We start from the raw sequence: 18,802 nt of genomic DNA on the forward strand, positions 1-18,802 counted from the left end.
ATACGAAGCCCCGCGCGGATTCCGCGCGGGGCTTCGTCGATGCAGCAGGGGTCAGGGGCGGCCGAGCGCCCGGTAGCGCCAGCCGGCGGCGCGCCACTCGATCGGGTCGAGGCAGTTGCGACCGTCGACGACCGCGGGCGTACCCACCTTGGTGATGAGCTGCGACGGGTCGAGCTGCCGGTACTGCTTCCACTCGGTGAGCACCATGATCGCGTCGGCGCCCGAGACGGCCTCCTCGACGGTCTCGACGTAGGTGAGCTCGGGGAACCGGCGGCGGGCGTTCGGAATCGCCTCGGGGTCGGTGCACAGCACCGAGGCGCCCTGCAGCTCGAGCTGCGCCGCGACGTTGAGGGACGGCGAGTCGCGCACGTCGTCGCTGTCCGGCTTGAACGCGAGGCCGAGCACCGCGATCTTCTTGCCCAGGAGCGATCCGCCGCAGACCTCGCGGGCGAGATCGACGGCGCGGGCGCGACGGCGCATGTTGATCGAGTCGACCTCGCGCAGGAAGGTCAGCGCCTGGTCGGCGCCGAGCTCTCCGGCGCGGGCCATGAACGCGCGGATGTCCTTCGGCAGACAACCGCCGCCGAAGCCGAGTCCGGCGTTGAGGAACCGGCGGCCGATGCGGGCGTCGTGACCGATCGCATCCGCGAGCTGGGTCACGTCCGCACCGGTGACCTCGCACACCTCGGCCATCGCGTTGATGAACGAGATCTTCGTCGCGAGGAACGCGTTGGCGGCGACCTTGACCAGTTCGGCCGTCTCGTAGTCGGTGGTGATGCGCGGGGTGCCCGTCGCGAGGGCCTTCCCGTAGATCTCGTCGAGCATCGCCCGAGCGGTCTCGCCGCTCGCATCCTTCGACAGTCCGTACACGAAGCGGTCGGGCGTGAGCGTGTCCTCGATGGCGAAGCCCTCGCGGAGGAACTCGGGGTTCCAGGCGAGCATCGCACCGGATGCCTCGACCTTCTCGGCCAGGGCTCGCGCGGTGCCCACGGGGACGGTCGACTTGCCGGCGACGAGCGACCCCTCCTTGAGATAGGGTAGCAGCCCGTCGACGGCGGCGTTCACGTACCGCAGATCGGCGGCGTTCTCGCCCTTCTTCTGCGGCGTGCCGACGGCGATGAAGTGCACATCGGCCTCGGCCGCGGCGGACATGTCGGTCGTGAACTGCAGGCGGCCGCTGGCCATCGAGCGTTCGAGCAGTTCGGGCAGGCCGGGTTCGAAGAACGGCGCCTGAGCCGCCTGCAGCGCGGCGATCTTCGCCTCGTCGACGTCGATGCCGACCACCTCGTGGCCGAGTTCGGCCATGCTCGCGGCGTGCACCGCGCCCAGGTAGCCGCAGCCGATGACGGAAATGCGCACTTGTTCCTCCGTTGTGCTCAGGATGGGCGCACCGGACGGCGCACCCCTTCGGTGAAGTGGGGGGACGGGGTGAGCCGTCAGTACGCGCCGTCGCGTGCGAGCACGGCTTTCGCCGTGCGCCAGAGGATGATGAGGTCGCCGGTCATCGTCCAGTTCTCGACGTAGAACAGGTCGAGCCGCACGCTCTCCTCCCACGAGAGGTTGGAGCGGCCGCTCACCTGCCACAGGCCGGTGATGCCCGGCTTGACGAGGAAGCGGCGGTGCACGTGCCGCTCGTACTCCTCGACCTCGCTCTCCAGCGGGGGACGCGGACCGATGAGCGACATCGACCCCATGAGCACGTTGATCAGCTGCGGCAGCTCGTCGAGGCTGAAGCGCCGCAGCACGCGACCGATCGGCGTGACCCGGGGGTCGTCCTTCATCTTGAACATGACGCTGTTGCCCGCGTCGCGCTCGCGGTCGCGGAGCTCCTCGAGCACCGCTTCGGCGTCGGGCACCATCGAGCGGAACTTGAGCATGGTGAACGGCTCGCCGTTCTTGCCGATGCGGTTCTGGCGGAACAGCACAGGGCCGGGGGTGCTCAACCGCACGGCGGCGGCGATGAAGATCAGCACGGGGCTCAGCAGGAGGATGAGCAGGGACGAGACGACGATGTCGAAGATGCGCTTCGAATAGGTCTTGCCGCCCGCGTAGCGCGGGGTCTCCACGTGGATGAGCGGGAACCCGGCGACGGGACGCGTGTGGATGCGCGGACCGCCGATGTCGGTGAGGCTCGGGGCGACGATGAGGTGCTGACGGCCCGGTTCCAGCTGCCAGCTCAATTCCCGCACGCGGTCCGGCGGGAGCGCGTCGGAGCTCGTGATGATGACGGTGTCGGCGCCGCTGGCCTCGATGGCCGCGAGCAGTCGGTCGAACTCGCCGATGATCGGGACCTCGGCGGCCATGTTGATGTCGGTGGCCTGCCCGGGCGGCACGCACGCGCCGAGCACGTGGTATCCGGCTTCGGGCACCCGCGCGAGCTCGCGCGCGGTGTGCGACACCGAGACGGCCGATCCGACCAGCAGCACCTTGGCCGCGAACTCGCCCTCCTTGCGCTTGGCCGTGAGCCAGAGCCGCCAGAGGTGACGCACGAGCACGAGCGTCGCGAGCCCGATGGGAAGGGCGATCAGGAAGTAGCCGCGCGCGAGTTCCAAGTCGAACAGGTACGCGATGATCGCGAGCGACCCGAAGGTCGCGAACGACGCCTGCAGCACCCGGCGGTACTCGGTGAAGCCGATGCCAACCACGCGGCTGTCGCGGCTCGCGAAGAAGGCGAGCGCGGTGAGCCAGGCGATCGTGAGCACTACGGAGTAGACGGTGCCGAAGGGCACCGCCTCGCGGACGGGGACCGGCTCGCCCTCGAGGAACGAGAGCAGACGGACCCAGACGATCTGGGCGCCGAAGACGGCGGAGATGACGACGAGCGCATCGGTGAGCAGGAGCCGGCGCGCGTAGCGCGTCTCCCAGCCCACCCGAGCTGCGCGGTCGATGATCGTCGGTTCGTCGATCTCGTGGCGCAGCGCAACAGACATTATTCGATCCTTCGCTGGGGGGATTCCCTCAAGCTACCGCGAGCCCCCGACGGAGCGAAGCGCGGTCAACCGAAATTAATGAATGTGACAACGAGGTTTAACATCCTCGTAACACCCCCCACACGGGGGGTCCTCTATACGGGGGACAGTCAGGGCATCGACATCGCGACGACCACGATGATGGTCGTCAGCACGGCGCCTCCGGCGATCGAGGCCCAGGCAAGCAGGTCGGCGGCGGAGCGCGCGGGGCGGCGTCCCGTCAGATCGACGGTCTTGACATCGGAAAGGGCCATACCGCCAGAGTATTGATGCGCGCTCAGGCGCACTCGTCCCACTTCGGGGGACGTGTAGGCGGTCACCGGGATCGTGCCGGTGTTGGGTTCGGGTAGTGCTCGAGTCCACTTCATCGTGTGCTCCTCGTATGGGTGAGGTCAGGCTAGACCCAACGGGAGCGCGATTCAAGACCCTGATACGCGAGTGTCGTCCCCTCCGGCGCCGTCGGTGCCGTCGTGCTCGCCCGGTTCACCGTCATCGGAGCCGCGGGGTACAGAGTCCTCGTGGGTCGCCTCGACGGACCGTACGGCATCCGCGAGCTCGCGGTCGGCTGGTGAGTCGCTGGGCGTCGTCTCGCGTTCCATGCCGTCAGGGTAGGCGGGCGTATCGTCTCGACGCGGGTGTGCGGAGCGCACGCCCAGGAAGGCAGGACGATGGAGTACCGGAATCTGGGCGCGAGCGGCACGGTCGTGTCGGTGCACGCCCTCGGCACGATGACCTTCGGGGCGGAAGCGGACGAGAAGACCTCGCACGCCATCCTCGACCGCTACCTCGAGCGCGGCGGGAATCTCGTCGACACGGCCGACGTTTACAGCGCCGGCGTGTCCGAGGAGATCATCGGACGCTGGCTGAGCGCGCGGTCGGGCATCCGCGATCAGGTCGTGATCGCGACGAAGGGGCGGTTCCCCATGGGGGAGGGCCCGAACGACCACGGCACCTCGGCGAGACACCTGCGGGTCGCGCTCGACGCCTCGCTGCGCAGGCTCGGCGTGGAACACATCGACCTGTACCAGATGCACGCGTGGGACGCGCTGACGCCGATCGAGGAGACGCTGCGCTTTCTCGACGATGCCATCAGCTCCGGTCGGATCGGGGCCTACGGGTTCTCGAACTACCTGGGCTGGCAGATCACGAAGGCCGTGCACCGCGCGGATGCCCGCGGCTGGGCGCCGCCGGTGACGTTGCAGCCGCAGTACAACCTGCTCGTGCGCGACATCGAGCACGAGGTCGTGCCGGCCTGCCTGGATGCGGGCATCGGCCTGCTGCCCTGGTCGCCGCTCGCGGGGGGCTGGCTGAGCGGGAAGTACCGCAGGGACGAGCCGCCGCGCGGCGCCACCCGACTCGGCGAGAACCCGGAACGCGGGATGGAGGCGTGGGCGGCGCGCAACGCGGACGAACGCACCTGGCGGGTCATCGACACGGTCGACGCGATCGCGAGCGAGACCGGGTCCACCGCCGCGCGCGTCGCGCTCGCCTGGCTCGCCCAGCGGCCCGTCGTCACCTCGGTGATCCTCGGCGCCCGCACGATCGAGCAGCTCGACGACAATCTGGCGGCAGCGGAGTTGCACCTCGACGACGAGGCGATGACCCGTCTGACCGAGGCGAGCGCACCGCGCATCGACGACTACCCGTACGGCACGGCCGGCGTCGCGCAGCGCGAGCGCCGCATCGGCGGTGGGCGGGGCTAGAGAGGGTCGGGGCCGGCGCTGAGCCGGCCCCGAACGCTCACAGCGCGCGCAGCTTCTCGAGCAGCGGGCCGGCGGCCTCGTCGAGGAAGCGGTCCTGCCCCTCGTCGCCGACCTGCACGAGCGCGATGTCGGTGAAGCCCGCGTCCACGAAGGCGCGGAAGCTCTCGGCGATCTCGTCGAGATCCGGCCCGCACACGATCTGCTCCGCGACGTCCTCCGGCCGCACGTACTTGCTCGCGCCCGCGAAGCCGGCGGGGGTCGGCAGGTCGGCGTTGACCGCCCAACCGCCGGCGAACCAGCGGAACTGGTCGTGGGCCTTCGCGATCGCGGTGTCGCGATCCGGATCCCAGCAGATCGGGATCTGGCCGATGACCCGCGAGGAGCGGTCGCCCTTCTTCTCGTGCCAGGCCTCCACGAGCTCCTTGTCAGGCTCGGTGGTGATGAGGTGGTCGCCGAGCGGCGCGAAGTGCTCGATCGACTTCTCGCCCGAGACGGCGATGCCGATGGGGACGCCGCCGTCCGGGGCATCCCAGATCCGGGCGGAATCGACGCGGAAGTACTGCCCCTCCCAGGTGACGAGGTCTCCCGAGTGCAACTCGCGGATGATCTGTGCCGCCTCGACGAGCATGTCCTGGCGCTGATCGACCGGAGGCCAGCCCTCGCCGACGACGTGCTCGTTGAGGTTCTCGCCCGATCCGAGGCCGAGGATGAACCGCCCGTCCGACAGCTCCTGCAGGGTCGCGGCCTTCTGGGCGACGACGGCCGGGTGGTAGCGGATCGTCGGGCAGGTGATGTACGTCGCGAGCTCGACGCGTTCCGTCGCCTGGGCGACCGCGCCGAGCACCGTCCACGCGTAGGGGGCGTGACCTTGCGACATCAGCCACGGCGAGTAGTGGTCGCTCGACACCTCGAAGTCGAAACCGATGCGCTCCGCCGCGACGGCGTAGCGCACGAGGTCCTTCGGACCGCTCTGCTCGGTCATCAGGGTGTAGCCGAAACGGGTCATGTCTCCTCCTCGGGGCGGTGCAGGGGGTGGATCAGCGGGCGACCGTCGGGTCGATGCGGCGGATCACCGCGCCGGAGCGCGGTGCGAGCACGAGCCCGTCGTCGTCCAGGCGCGCGTCCGAGGTCGCGAGCAGGATCTCGCCGTCGGCGTCGAACCGCTGCTCGCCGTCGCCGAAGTTGACTATGACCTCGACGTCGCCCGCCTCGATGCCGGCGCGCACGAGCCGGAACCAGCGCGGGTCCTCGCTCGCCGTCGCCGACAGGGTCGGGAAGCGCGGATCGGTGAGCTCGGGCACCTCGCGGCGCAGTCGCGCGAGCGACCGGTAGAGATCGAGCAACCGCACGTGCGCCGATTCCCCGGCGTCGGGGTACGGCTCCGACCAGTCGAGCTTGGAACGCTCGAACGTCGCCGGGTCCTGCGGGTCGGGCACCACGTCGGGATCCCAGCCCATCTTCTCGAACTCGGCGATGCGCCCTTCGGCGGTCGCCTTGCCCAGATCCGGTTCGGGGTGCGAGGTGAAGAACTGCCAGGGCGTCGATGCGCCCCATTCCTCGCCCATGAAGAGCATCGGGGTCGACGCGGCGGTGAGGGTGAGCAGGGCCGAGAGGGCGAGTCCCCGCTCGTCGAGCGTCTCGCTCAACCGGTCGCCGGTCGCCCGGTTGCCGATCTGGTCGTGATCCTGGGCGAACGTGACGAGACGGAAGGCCGGGATGTGCGGGTCGATCGGATGCCCGTGGTCGCGTTCCCGGAACGACGAGTAGGTGCCGTCGTGGAAGAACCCCTTCGTCGAGGTCTTCACGAGCGCGTCGATCGGCTCGAAGTCCTCGTAGTAGCCGGTCGTCTCGCCGGTCAGGGCGACGTGCACGGAGTGGTGCCAGTCGTCGCTCCACTGGGCGGTGAGCCCGTATCCGCCGGCCTCACGCGCGCTGATGAGCTTGGGGTCGTTCATGTCCGACTCGGCGATGAGGGTCAGCGGCCGGCCGAGGTGCGCCGACAGCGCGTCGGTCTCCTCGGCGAGCTGCTGGAGGATGTGCGTGGGGGAGTCGTCGAGCAGCGCGTGGACGGCATCGAGACGCAGGCCGTCGACGTGGAGGTCGCGCATCCACATGAGCGCGTTGTCGACCACGAAACGTCGCACCGGCTCGAGACTGAAGTCGACCGAGTCGCCCCAGGTGTTCCGGCTCGCCTCGCGCAGGTAGGGGCCGAATCGCGGCAGGTAGTTGCCGCTCGGTCCGAGGTGGTTGTACACGACGTCCTGGATGACCGCGAGGCCGCGGGCGTGGCACGCGTCGACGAAGCGCTGATACGCGGCGGGACCGCCGTAGTTCTCGGTCACGGCGTACCACAGCACGCCGTCGTAACCCCAGTTGTGGGTGCCGTTGACGGCGTTCACCGGCAGCAGTTCGACGAAGTCGACTCCGAGGTCGACGAGGTGGTCGAGGCGCTCGATCGCCGAGTCGAGGGTGCCCTCGGGGGTGAACGTGCCCAGGTGCAGTTCGTAGATGAGTCCGCCGGCGAGCTGCCGGCCCGTCCACGACGCGTCCTGCCAGGGGTGCTCGGCGAGGTCGACGGTGCGGCTCAGCTCATGCACCCCTGCAGGCTGACGACGTGAGCGCGGGTCCGGCAGCGGTCGCTCGTCGTCGTCGAGCAGGTAGCCGTAGTCGATGCCGGCCTGCACGGGCAGGTCGGCGGCTCCGGCCCACCAGCCGTCGCCGACGGCCTCGAGATCGTGCCGGGTGCCGTCCAGTTGGACGGCGACACGCGTCACGCGCGGCGCCCACACCTCGTACGTCATGACTGCTGCTCCGTCTCCGTGTGCTGGGGGGTCTCGGTCGTCGGCTTCGCATGTGCGGCGTCGACCGGGGCGAGGAGAGCGACGGGGAACTCGCGCAGCACGTCGCGCACGCGCGTCACCCCGCCCGCGTGCCGCCGCCGGGTGAGTACGTCGATCCAGTGGCCGGCGGGCAGCACGATGCTCGTGTCGCCCCAGCCGCCGCGTTCCTCGAGTCCGAGCGGCAACCGGGTGGCGAGGGTGATGGCTCCGCCGCGATCGAACGAGACGAGGTGCTCGGACGCCTCCCCGGCGGCGGGAAGAGGCCGGTACCGGGTGAACAGCTCGGGGTGATCGCGTCGCAGGCGCAGGGCGCGCGAGGTGACGAGCAGCTTCGCGGCCCCGCCCTCGTCGACCTCCGGCATGCCTCCGGCGTCGAGGGCTGCGAGCAGCAGGCGGCGCTCGTCGAAGTCGACCGGCCGGCGGTTGTCGGGGTCGACGAGCGAGGTCTCCCAGAGTTCGCTGCCCTGGTAGACGTCGGGCACTCCGGGTGCGGTGAGCTGGATGAGCTTCGCCGCGAGCGAGTTCGACCAACCGGCCGGGGCGATCTGCTCGACGAACGCGTGGAGGATCGCCGTGACCCGCTCGTCGTCGAACGCGGAGTCGACGAGCGCGTGCATCCGCGCTTCGAATTCCTCGTTCGGAGCGGTCCACGTGGTACTCGAACCGGCCTCCCGCGACGCCTTCTCGGCGTACGCGTGCAGGCGTTCGCGGCTCGCCGGCCACGCCCCGATGATCGAGCTCCAGAGGATCGACTCGAGCGGCCCGTCGCCGAGGGGGGCGAGCTCGCGCAAGCGGTCGAGAGTGGCCGCCCATCGGTCGGGGATCTCGGCGAGGGCCGTGATGCGGGCCCGCGTGTCCTCGCCGCGCTTCGTGTCGTGCGTGGACAGCGTCGTCTGCGAGTGCGGCCATGACGACTGGCGTCGGCGCTGCGCGTCGTGGAACTGCTCGAGGGTGAGCGAGAACTCGGCGGGGTCGCCACCCACCTCGGTGAGGCTCGCGAGTCGCGCGTACCGGTAGAACGCCGTGTCCTCGACGCCCTTGGCCATCACCATGCCCGAGGTCTGCTGGAACCGGATCGCCGCGGGATGCGCGGGGTCCGACAGCAGCGGCACGAGGGCGTCGATGCGGTCGCCGAGGTCCGGGCGGTGGCGACGGGCGAGCTCCGCCGCCTCGTGCAGGTGCTCGATCCCGAGCGGCAGGTACGAGCGGTACACGGGGAAGCACGCGAGCAGTTCGGCGAGGGCGTCGTCGAGCTGGTCGACGCTGAAGTCGCCGGGCAGTCCCGCCCGCTCGATGTCGCGGGCGAGCCGCAGCACCTCCGAGCGGAGGATGCCGTCGGCGATCGCGCGCTTGGTCCCGCGGATGAGTCCCGCGAAGTCGGTGGGGTCGTCGCGGCCCGACAGGCGCGCCTCGAGCGCGTCGAGCTGCTCGCGGCCGGCGGGATCGACGAGCACGCGTTCGATCTCGGCCAGCGCGTCGTATCCCGTGGTGCCGTCGACCGGCCAGTGCGCCGGCAGTTCCTCGCCGTTCTCGAGGATCTTCTCGACGAGCAGGTAGCCGGTGCCGGTCGCCGCATCGAGCCGCTCGAGGTAGGCGCCGGGGTCCATCAGCCCGTCGGGGTGGTCCACGCGCACGCCGTCCACGAGGCCCTCGCGGAACCAGCGCACGATCTCGGCGTGCGAGTCGTCGAACACCCGGGGGAGTTCCACCCGGATCGCCGCGAGCGTGTTCACGGCGAAGAAGCGCCGGTAGTTCAGGTCGCCGTCGGCCCGGGTCCAGTGCACGAGCTCGTAGTGCTGCCGCGAGTGCACGGTCGCCGGGTCCGCTCCGTCGTCGGCGGTTCCGGACGCGAGCGGGAAGCGGTGGTCGTAGTACCGCAGCTCGCCGTCCTCGATCGTGAGGGGCGGATCCTCGTGCTCGCCGAGCACGGGGATGCGCAGGCGGCCGTTCCCGAAGTCCCAGTCCACGTCGAACGCGTCGGCGTACTCCGACTCGCGACCGTGGGTGAGCACGTCCCACCACCACGCGTTCTGCGCGGCGTCGGCGACACCCATGTGGTTCGGCACGATGTCGACGAGCACGCCCATCCCGTGCTCACGCGCGGCGGCCGAGAGGGCTTCGAGACCCGCGGCTCCGCCTCGCGCGGGGTCGATCGTCGTCGTGTCGGCGACGTCGTAGCCGTGGTCCGACCCCTTCTCCGCCGTCAACAACGGCGAGAGGTAGACCCAGTCGACGCCGAGCTCGTGGAGGTAGTCCACGAGGTGGGCGGCGTCGCGCAGGGTGAACGATTCGCGGATCTGCAGGCGGTACGTCGAGACCGGCGCGGTCATCGGCTCTCCTTCGACGGGATGGGTTCGTTGCTCTGCGGGATCCGGCCGAGGATCAGCGCGGCCGACGCGGCGGGAGACGGGTCGGGCTCCGGGGCCGGCGGGCGGTAGGCGCGCAGCACGACCGTGGACTTCGCCTGCAGCTCGAGCGCAGACCCGGCGGGACGCTCGGTGGGGTCGGCCTTCGCGGCCGTGTCGACGACGATCTCCCACGCCCGGGCGTACTCGTCCTGCGGCAGGGCCGCCTCGACGACGTCATCGTGGGCGTTGAAGTAGACGAGGAAGCTCGAGTCGACGATCCGCTCGCCGCGCTCACCGCGACCGCGGATGCCGTCGCCGTTCAGGTACATCCCGAAGCTGCGGGCGTAGCTGGTGTCCCAGTCCTCCTCCTCCATCGGCGTGCCGTCGGTGTTGAGCCACACGATGTCGGGCAGCGGTTCGCCGACGCGCCGGCGCACCGGGCGTCCGTGGAAGAAGCTGCGGCGGCGGAAGGTGGGGTGGCGTTCGCGCAGAGCGACGAGCGCCGAGGTGAACTCGATGAGCGGCGTGTCGGCCTCGTCCCAGTGCACCCAGCTGATCTCGGAGTCCTGCGCGTAGCTGTTGTTGTTGCCGTGCTGGGTGCGTCCGAGCTCGTCGCCGTGCAGGATCATCGGCACACCTTGCGAGATCATCAGCGTCGTGAGGAAGTTGCGCTGCTGACGGGCGCGCAGTTCGACGATGCGCGGATCGTCGGTCGGTCCCTCCACCCCGAGGTTGTAGGAGCGGTTGTGCGACTCCCCGTCGTTGTTCCCCTCGCCGTTCGCCTCGTTGTGCTTCTCGTTGTACGAGACGAGGTCGGCCATCGTGAACCCGTCGTGCGCGGTGACGAAGTTGATCGATGCCACGGGGCGGCGACCCGAGGTCTCGTACAGGTCCGCCGAGCCCGTGATGCGGGAGGCGAACTCACCGAGGGTCGCCGGTTCGCCGCGCCAGAAGTCGCGGACGGTGTCGCGGAACTTGCCGTTCCACTCCGACCACTGGGGCGGGAAGTTGCCGACCTGATATCCGCCGGGTCCGACGTCCCAGGGTTCGGCGATGAGCTTGACCTGCGACACCACCGGATCCTGCTGCACGAGCTCGAAGAAGCTCGAGAGACGGTCGACGTCGTAGAACTCGCGGGCGAGGGTCGAGGCGAGATCGAAGCGGAAACCGTCGACGTGCATCTCGGTGACCCAGTACCGCAGCGAGTCCATGATGAGCTGCAGCGCGTGCGGGTGACGCACGTTGAGCGTGTTCCCGGTGCCGGTGTAGTCCATGTAGAACTGCGGGTCGTCGTCGACCTGGCGGTAGTACGCCTGGTTGTCGATGCCCTTGAACGACAGCGTCGGCCCGAGGTGGTTGCCCTCGGCGGTGTGGTTGTAGACCACGTCGAGGATGACCTCGATGCCGGCCGCGTGCATGGCGCGCACCATCGCCTTGAACTCCTGCACCTGCTGGCCCGGTTCGTCCGTGGCGGCGTAGGAGCTGTGCGGGGCGAAGAACCCGATGGTGTTGTAGCCCCAATAGTTGCGCAGCCCCTTCTCGATCAGGGTGTTGTCCTGCACGAACTGGTGTACCGGCATGAGCTCGAGCGTCGTGATGCCGAGCTTCTTGAGGTGCTCGATGACGAGCGGGTGGCTGAGACCGGCGTAGGTGCCGCGCTCCTCCGAAGGGATGCCGGGGTGCAGCTGCGTGAGGCCCTTCACGTGCGCCTCGTAGATGACGCTGCGGCTGTACGGCACGTCGGGGGACCGGTCGCCGGCCCAGTCGAAGAAGGGGTTCACGACGACGCCGAGCATCATGTGCGACGCGGAGTCCTCGTCGTTGCGGGAATCCGGGTCGTCGAAGTCGTACGAGAACAGCGAGGGGTGCCAGTCGATCTCGCGGGCGGTCGCCTTCGCGTACGGGTCGAGCAGCAGCTTGTTCGGGTTGCAGCGGATTCCGCGCTCGGGTTCGTAGGGCCCGTACACGCGGTATCCGTAGAGCTGTCCGGGCTGCACCTCCGGCAGATACGCGTGCCAGACGTACGCGTCCATCTCGGTGAGCTCCACACGGGTCTCCGTGCCGTCTGCGTCGAAGAGGCAGAGCTCGACGCGTTCCGCCACCTCGCTGAAGAGGGCGAAGTTGGTGCCGTTGCCGTCGAAGGTGGCTCCGAGCGGGTAGGGGTTTCCAGGCCAGGTGATCACGTGACTCCTCCGGTCGTCGTCGCACACGATAACGGGCGACGCCGTCGGGGACGGCCCTCCCTGGGAGTCCGCCCACACGCTTCCGAGCGTGCCGCCCCCGCGCACGGCTCGACACGTTCTACCCTCGTGCGGTGACCTACGACCGCTACGGATCCGATGTGCTCGCCGCGGCCCGCGCCCGCCGGAAGCCGACCCCGCGCAAGGTGCCGGCGGAGCGGGACCTCGTCGTCGAGCACGCGGCGAGCGGGTACACGGGGGCGGTGGTGCGCGTGCAGAAGGGCGTCGTCGAGCTCGAGGACCGGCACGGTGCCGTGCGCGGCTTCCCCCTCGGTACGGGCTTCCTCATCGACGGGGTGGGGGTCGAGCTCGTGCCGGCCGTCGCGGCACCGGCGGGGAGGCTGCGCAGTGCGAGCGGCTCCTTCGCCGTGACGGACGCACCCGCCCGCGTCGCCCGTGCCGGACGCATCCTCGTCGAGGGTCGTCACGACGCCGAACTCGTCGAGAAGGTGTGGGGGCACGACCTGAGGGTGGAGGGCGTCGTCGTCGAGTACCTCGAGGGCGTCGACCTGCTCGAGCAGACCCTCGCCGAACGGCGTCCCGGTGCGGATGCCCGACTGGGCGTGCTCGTCGACCATCTCGTGCCCGGTTCGAAGGAGAGCCGGATCGCCGAGGCTGTCGCGCGCGGCCCCTACGCCGACCACGTGCTCGTGGTGGGCCACCCGTACGTCGACGTGTGGCAGTCGGTGCGCCCGCAGCGCCTCGGGCTGCGGGCGTGGCCGCAGATCCCGCGGAACATCGAATGGAAGCGGGGGATCTGCCGTGCTCTCGGCTGGCCCGCGGAGGACCAGGCCGACATCGCCCGCGCCTGGCAGCGCATCCTCTCGCGCGTGACCACCTACGCCGACCTCGAACCGGCGCTGCTCGGCCGGGTCGAGCAGCTCATCGACTTCGTCACCGAGCCCGCACCTGCGGGATGATGGGGTTATGACGCCCGCCCCCGATGCACGCCAGGTGCGGCGGTGGCGACGCTACCTCGCCGACGAACGCGCCGAGGCCGCCGTGTACCGCGACCTGGCGTCGCGCCGCGACGGTGAGGAGCGGGAGATCCTGTTGGCGCTCGCCGAGGCGGAGGGCCGTCACGAGGCGCACTGGCGCACGCTTCTCGGCGACCGCGTCGGATACCCCTTGCGCGGCGACCTCCGCACGCGCGTGCTCGGCTTCCTCGCCCGCCGGTTCGGCGGCGTCTTCGTGCTCGCTCTCGCGCAGCGCGCGGAGGCGCGGTCGCCGTACGCCGGCGACTCGGACGCGACCGACACGATGGCTGCCGACGAGGTCATCCACGGCGAGGTCATCCGCGGCCTCGCCGACCGCGGCCGCAGCCGGCTCTCCGGCACCTTCCGCGCCGCGGTGTTCGGCGCGAACGACGGTCTCGTGAGCAACCTCGCGCTCGTGCTCGGTGTCGGCGCGAGCGGACTGCCGACCTCGGCCGTCCTGCTGACGGGTGTCGCCGGTCTGCTCGCCGGCGCGCTCTCGATGGCGGCGGGGGAGTACGTGTCGGTGCGCTCGCAGCGCGAGCTGCTCGCGGCATCTCGCCCGGCGCCCGAGGCGGCCGCCGCCCTCCCTCTGCTCGACATCGACGAGAACGAGCTCGCCCTCGTCTACCGCGCCCGCGGTATGGACGAGGCGCAAGCCCGCCGGCACGCGGACGAGGTGCTCGCGGGCGGTCACGGCGACGCCCAGCCGGAGCACGACGACCACGAGGCCATCGGCAGCGCCCCGGCGGCCGCGGCGTCGAGTTTCGCGTTCTTCGCCTCCGGCGCGATCGTGCCGGTGCTGCCGTACCTCGTCGGGTTGAGCGGCGTCGCCGCGGTCGCGGTGGCCTCCGCGCTCGTCGGACTCGCGCTGCTCGCCACCGGCGCCATCGTCGGTGTGCTCTCCGGCGCCTCGCCGGGCAAACGCGCCCTGCGCCAGCTCGCGATCGGGTACGGGGCCGCGGCGGTCACCTACCTGCTCGGGCTCGCCTTCGGCACCTCGCTCGCCTGACGGCGACCGTTCGGCGCGCTGTCGACGAGCGTCGGGCCGGCGCAGAGCGCACTACCAGACGACGTGGATAGCGTTCAGTCATCCCCGATCGAGGAGAGACACCCATGGGACTGATGGACCGCATCTTCGGCCGCGAACCCGAGCAGCCGACCGCCCCGCCCGTGCCCCAGGCGCCGCATCGTGCGGGCGCCTACGACAGCGCGCCGCCGCAGCGGCAACCGCGCTCCGACGACGAGATCGCGATCGAGCGGTACCGCTATCTGCTCCGGACCGCGCCGCCCGAGACCATCGAACAGGTGCACGCCGAGGCGTTCGCGAAGCTGACCCCGGAGCAGCGGCAGCAGGTCTTCCGCGAGCTCAGCGACCAAGCACCCGAGGGTGAGAAGCCGCGCAGCGATTCGCCCGAGGCGCTCGCCCAGTCGGCGACCCGTTCCGAGCTGCGTCAGCCCGGGACGATGGAGCGCACCTTCGCCGGACGTGGCGGCGGCATGGGCGGCGGCATGGGCTTCGGCGGCATGATGGCCTCGTCGCTGCTCGGCACCGTGGCCGGCTACGTCATCGGCTCGGCCCTCGTCGGCGCGTTCCTGCCCGATCCGGGTGCCGATCAGGCCGCAGGCGAGGGCGACGCGGGCGGCGAGGGCGACGGAGGCGGCGACGCCAGCGGCGACGGCGGCGGCGACCCGGGCGCGGACGCCGGCGGCGACGCGGGCGGTGATCCCGGTGCGGATGCCGGTGCCGACGCGGGCGGCGGCTGGGGCGACGGCGGATTCGGCGACTTCGGCGGAGGGGACTTCGGCGGTGGGGACTTCGGCGGGGGCGACTTCGGCGGGTTCTGACGACCGGCGGCGCGAACCCTTCCGTGCCCGCCTCCTGCGGATGTTCTCGGGGGAGCCCGACGGCTCTCCGCCGTGGGTACGGGAACTCGAAGCCGGGGACGACGCCGGATTCTTCGGGCCGGGCTCAGCGGTCTGGGCGGTGCACGGCGGCACGGCGACCCTCGTCGCCGGCATCCGGGCCCTGCTCATGCAGACCCTGCATCCGGGGGCCATGGCGGGAGTGCACGACTGGTCGCGTTACCGCGAGGACCCTCTCGGCCGGCTCGCCGGCACCGTGCGGTGGGTCATCACGACGACCTTCGCCGACCGCGCCGGCGCGCTCCGCGCCTCCGCGAGGGTGAGCCGGCTGCACGAGCGGGTGCACGGGGAGTACATCGCGCACGACGGCGCGTCCACCGACTACTCGGCCAACGACGCCGAGCTCGTCGAGTGGGTGCACTGCGCGTTCACCGAGTCGTTCCTGGTCTGCCACGAGATCTGGGGCGGCCCGATCCCCGGCGGTTCCGACGCGTATGTGCGCGAGTGGGCGGCCGCGGGCACCGCGATGGGGCTGCCGGAACCGCCCACCGATCGGCGCGGTCTGGAACGACGGCTCGCCCACCTCGGCCCGCGCCTGCGCGGCGACGACCGGGTGCGCGAAGCCATCGCGTTCATCCGTCGACCGCCGCTGCCTGCCGGCACGATGCTCGGCTACCGCGTGCTGTTCGCGGGCGCGGTGGCGTCGCTTCCGCCGGCACACCGGCGGCTGCTCGGACTGCGCCGACCGTGGTGGCCGGCCGTCACGGCGACCCGACTCGTGCTGTGGCTCGTCGAGCGCATCCTCGGGCGCCCCTCGACGAGCGAACTCGCCGCGCGCCGTCGGCTGGCACGTCTCGACCGGGAGCGGGACGCGAGTGGCACAGGGGGAGTGTCGCCGTGAGTCCGTTCCGTGGGTTCAGGCGTTCGAGCGCGGCGGATGCCCGTTGTGGTTGCCGGGCTCGTCCATCAGCTGCAGGCCGTGGGAGGAGTGCGCCGACTGCGTGAGCAGTTCGAGCCACTCGCGGTTGATGTCGGGGAGCCGTCCGCCGAAATACTTGAAGTACAGCGGGATGGCGGCGTCGATCCAGATGGAGCTGCGGCCGTCGCCCACGCTGGGGTCGTCGCGCCAGCTCAGGAAGAAGCTCTCGCGGCGGCGCAGCTTGGCGCCGATGACGATCTGCAGATGAGCGAGCGCACGATCGTCGAATTGGATCTCGACCTGCGAGTCGCCGTACAGCAGCTTGCCCACGCCGCCCTCCTTCCGCCCGCGGGGAGCGCGGGTTCACCTTCGATTATGCCGCCCGCCGACACGCCGCGGGGACGGCGGCCGGGAGTTCGCCCCATCATCTCGCGGGCGGCCGGATCCGTCGCGATCCTCGGCCAGAATGCGCGCGTTCAGGCCCCGAGCGCCGAGGCGCGTCGCCGCACCTCGTCGGCCCCGAGCACGCGAGCGACCTCCCACAGGTCGGGGCTGCGCGACGCGCCGGTCAGCAGCACGCGCACGACGTTCGCGACGATCCGGAGCGGGCCCTTGTACCGCTCCGGTTCGGCCTTGAGCTCGGCCGGACCGGGCGCGTACCCGTGCCGCACCGCGAGCTCGCGGATTTGAGCGAACCAGACGTCGCGGTCCGCGTCGTCGCGGTACGACTCGACGAAGTCGCGCGCCACCGCGACGGCCGTTGCGGGCTCGATCTTGCCGAGCCGCTCGTCGGCCGGATCGGTGACGGGGGTGAAGAGCGCGGGGAAGAGGAAGCCGTAGGCCGCGCGCGCGTCCGACCAGCGCGCGAGGTCCTTCCGCACGTTCTCGCTGCCGCTGCGCTCGACGTCGAAGACGCGACGGGCGTACTCGCGGTCGGCCGCGATGACCTCGGCGAGCTCCCGGTCGAATGCGGTCGCCCATCCGGAGACGGCGTCGAGCACCTCGTCGGCGGTGAGGTCGCCGATCACGTCCTTGGCGATGTTGTCGAGCTTGGCCGTGTCGACGAGCGCTCCGGTGACCCCCGCCTCGTCGAGACGGATGGGGGCGGCGAGCGCGTCGGCGATGGGCAGCTCCGCGAGACGGCCGTTGACGAGCCCGCGCAGGTAGTAGAGCACGGCATCCCGTGGATAACCCGCCTCGATGTAGAAGTCGACCGAGGCCTCGGGGTCTTTACGCTTCGAGAGTTTGCGCTTGCTCGAGCCCTCCTGCTTCAGCAGCGGGGCGATGTGCGCGTAGGGGATGCGGTCGAAGCCGAGGGCGTCGAACAACTGGTGGTGCACCGGCACCGACGACATCCACTCCTCGCCGCGGATCACCGGGCTCACCCGCATCAGGTGGTCGTCGACGACGTGCGCGAGGTGGTAGGTCGGCAGCCAGGGGCTCGAATCGGAGCGCTTGAGCAGCACGAAGTTGTTGCGGTTGTCGTCCTGGTCGATGCGGCCGCGGATGAGGTCGGTGAACGATGAACGGGCGCCGGTGAACTCGGGCGCGCGGAAACGCACGACGAACGGGGCGCCGGCGGCGAGCTGTTGTTCGACCTCGGCCTGGCTCGCGTCGCGCCACGGCGCCCAGCGGCCGTAGTAGCCGGGCTGGGCCTTGAGCGCGCGCTGCTCCTCGGTGATCGCCGCGAGCTGCTCCGTCGTCGCGAAGCAGAGGAACGCCTTGCCCTCGCGCAGCAGCTGCCGCACGTAGCTGTGGTAGATCCGCTCCCGCGAGGACTGCAGGTACGGACCGTACGCTCCGTCGGGATCGCTCTCGTCGGGGTGCACACCGAAGTACTCGAACGCGCGCGCGAACTGCACGGCGGAGTCGGCGACCTCACGGGCCTTGTCGGTGTCCTCCACCCGCACGAAGAAGCGTCCGCCGGATCGCAGCGCCACATCCTGCGCGATCATCGCCGTGTAGATGCCGCCGATGTGCACGAAGCCGGTCGGACTGGGGGCGAAGCGGGTCACGGCGGCACCCTCGGGCAGTTCCCGCGGCGGGTACAGGGACTCCCAGTGCTCCACCTCGGGCAGGTCGTCGGGGAACAGCGAGTCGACGACCTGGCGGTCGAGCGTGGTCACTTGGTGGCTCCGTTCGTGGTGCTGTCGTCCTCCGGCACGTAGGCCGCGCGCAGGTGCACCGGCTCCACGGTCTCGTGGCGCTTCTTCGCCTGGCGCGACTTGTAGACGAGGTTGAGGGTCTCGACGATGATCGCGAAGGCGATCGGACCGTAGATGAGCGCCTTGTCGATGTGCACGTCGAAGCCCTCGGCGATGAGGGTCGTGCCGATGAGCACGAGGAAGGCGAGGGCGAGCATCTTGACCGTCGGGTGCTTGTTGACGAAGTCGCTGATCGCGCCCGCCGTGAACAGCATGATGCCGATCGCGAGCACGACGGCCGCGATCATGATGTAGAGCTCGTCGACCATCCCGACCGCGGTGATGACCGAGTCGAGCGAGAACACGACGTCGAGCAGCAGGATCTGCACGATGACGGCGCCGAAGCTCGCCGCCTTGGCCCCGCGCCCGTGACCTTCGGAGCCCTCCAGCCGCTCGTGGATCTCCATGACGGCCTTGTAGACCAGGAACGCCCCGCCGAGGATCAGGATGAGATCGCGTCCGCTGAACTCGAGGGCGTCCGCGTCGCCGATCGAGAAGATCGGGTCGGTCAGCCCGATGATCCATGAGGCGGCGAACAGCAGCGCGATGCGCAGCACGAGGGCGAGCGACAGTCCGACGGTGCGGGCGCGCGCCTGCTGCTCCTTCGGCAGCTTGCCGGCGAGGATCGAGATGAAGACGACGTTGTCGACGCCGAGCACGAGCTCGAGGACGAACAGGGTGAGGAAGGCGATCCAGAGGTCAGGGCTTGTGAAGAAGTCCATGCCCGAGATCCTACGGG

General features: G+C 70.5%; 15 protein-coding genes. 5 read left to right on the forward strand and 10 right to left on the reverse strand.

Translation table 11 applies throughout. The features are described 5' to 3' along the window. Positions 1–51: 51 nt before the first annotated feature. From CLV46_RS07035 to CLV46_RS16660, 3 genes are all read right to left on the reverse strand, one after another. Positions 52–1,359, reverse strand: coding sequence for a UDP-glucose dehydrogenase family protein (locus CLV46_RS07035; RefSeq protein ID WP_100364118.1), 1,308 nt, complete (start codon positions 1,357–1,359; stop codon positions 52–54). Positions 1,360–1,436: 77 nt separating this feature from the next. Beyond that, entirely contained in the window at positions 1,437–2,930 is a 1,494-nt protein-coding gene (locus tag CLV46_RS07040; RefSeq protein ID WP_100364119.1) for a sugar transferase, read from the reverse strand. Between the two features lie 149 nt (positions 2,931–3,079). Continuing rightward, a complete protein-coding gene (locus tag CLV46_RS16660) occupies positions 3,080–3,223 on the reverse strand; it encodes a hypothetical protein (RefSeq protein ID WP_157802259.1) in 144 nt (47 codons plus the stop codon). 414 nt (positions 3,224–3,637) lie between these two features. Here CLV46_RS16660 and CLV46_RS07045 point away from each other — a divergent pair, with 414 nt between their 5' ends. Continuing rightward, a complete protein-coding gene (locus tag CLV46_RS07045; RefSeq protein ID WP_100364120.1) occupies positions 3,638–4,672 on the forward strand; it encodes an aldo/keto reductase in 1,035 nt (344 codons plus the stop codon). A gap of 37 nt (positions 4,673–4,709) precedes the next feature. Here CLV46_RS07045 and CLV46_RS07050 read toward each other — a convergent pair whose 3' ends face one another. The 4 genes from CLV46_RS07050 to glgX are packed head-to-tail and all read right to left on the reverse strand — an operon-like array spanning position 4,710 to position 12,043. Further along, positions 4,710–5,678: an LLM class F420-dependent oxidoreductase gene (locus CLV46_RS07050; RefSeq protein ID WP_100364121.1), complete on the reverse strand. Its 969-nt coding sequence runs from the start codon at positions 5,676–5,678 to the stop codon at positions 4,710–4,712. A gap of 31 nt (positions 5,679–5,709) precedes the next feature. After that, positions 5,710–7,473, reverse strand: coding sequence for a malto-oligosyltrehalose trehalohydrolase (gene treZ, locus CLV46_RS07055; protein ID WP_100364122.1), 1,764 nt, complete (start codon positions 7,471–7,473; stop codon positions 5,710–5,712). Next, on the reverse strand, positions 7,470–9,842 hold the full coding sequence (gene treY, locus CLV46_RS07060; RefSeq protein ID WP_100364123.1) for a malto-oligosyltrehalose synthase: 2,373 nt from the start codon (positions 9,840–9,842) through the stop codon (positions 7,470–7,472). The genes treZ and treY overlap by 4 nt, the downstream gene beginning before the upstream one ends. Further along, positions 9,839–12,043, reverse strand: a complete 2,205-nt coding sequence (gene glgX / locus CLV46_RS07065; RefSeq protein WP_100364124.1) for a glycogen debranching protein GlgX — start codon at positions 12,041–12,043, stop codon at positions 9,839–9,841. Before glgX ends, treY begins: the two co-directional genes overlap by 4 nt. A gap of 131 nt (positions 12,044–12,174) precedes the next feature. Between glgX and CLV46_RS07070 the strand changes: the two genes are divergently transcribed. The 4 genes from CLV46_RS07070 to CLV46_RS07085 all read left to right on the forward strand — a co-directional run bounded on the left by CLV46_RS07070 (position 12,175) and on the right by CLV46_RS07085 (position 15,841). Continuing rightward, positions 12,175–13,020: a DUF3097 domain-containing protein gene (locus tag CLV46_RS07070; protein ID WP_100364125.1), complete on the forward strand. Its 846-nt coding sequence runs from the start codon at positions 12,175–12,177 to the stop codon at positions 13,018–13,020. 7 nt (positions 13,021–13,027) lie between these two features. Further along, the gene (locus tag CLV46_RS07075) at positions 13,028–14,086 is read left to right on the forward strand and encodes a VIT1/CCC1 transporter family protein (RefSeq protein ID WP_100364126.1); all 1,059 of its coding nucleotides are present in this window, start codon (positions 13,028–13,030) and stop codon (positions 14,084–14,086) included. Between the two features lie 104 nt (positions 14,087–14,190). Further along, positions 14,191–14,922 carry a hypothetical protein gene (locus CLV46_RS07080; RefSeq protein WP_100364127.1) on the forward strand — a complete coding sequence of 244 codons (732 nt, stop codon included), beginning with the start codon at positions 14,191–14,193 and terminating at the stop codon, positions 14,920–14,922. A 40-nt stretch (positions 14,923–14,962) separates the two neighbouring features. Then, complete coding sequence (locus CLV46_RS07085; RefSeq protein ID WP_245866610.1) at positions 14,963–15,841, forward strand: oxygenase MpaB family protein; 879 nt, start codon at positions 14,963–14,965, stop codon at positions 15,839–15,841. 15 nt (positions 15,842–15,856) lie between these two features. On the opposite strand, the gene CLV46_RS07090 is transcribed toward CLV46_RS07085, so the two are convergent. The 3 genes from CLV46_RS07090 to CLV46_RS07100 form a co-directional block, all read right to left on the reverse strand. Next, positions 15,857–16,189, reverse strand: a complete 333-nt coding sequence (locus tag CLV46_RS07090; RefSeq protein ID WP_100364129.1) for a DUF7882 family protein — start codon at positions 16,187–16,189, stop codon at positions 15,857–15,859. A gap of 146 nt (positions 16,190–16,335) precedes the next feature. Beyond that, positions 16,336–17,985 carry a glutamate--tRNA ligase gene (locus CLV46_RS07095; RefSeq protein WP_100364130.1) on the reverse strand — a complete coding sequence of 550 codons (1,650 nt, stop codon included), beginning with the start codon at positions 17,983–17,985 and terminating at the stop codon, positions 16,336–16,338. After that, positions 17,982–18,785, reverse strand: coding sequence for a TerC family protein (locus CLV46_RS07100; protein ID WP_100364131.1), 804 nt, complete (start codon positions 18,783–18,785; stop codon positions 17,982–17,984). Before CLV46_RS07100 ends, CLV46_RS07095 begins: the two co-directional genes overlap by 4 nt. Positions 18,786–18,802: the final 17 nt, after the last annotated feature.

It is taken from the genome of Diaminobutyricimonas aerilata (assembly GCF_002797715.1).
GTDB classification, from domain to species: Bacteria; Actinomycetota; Actinomycetes; order Actinomycetales; family Microbacteriaceae; genus Diaminobutyricimonas; species Diaminobutyricimonas aerilata.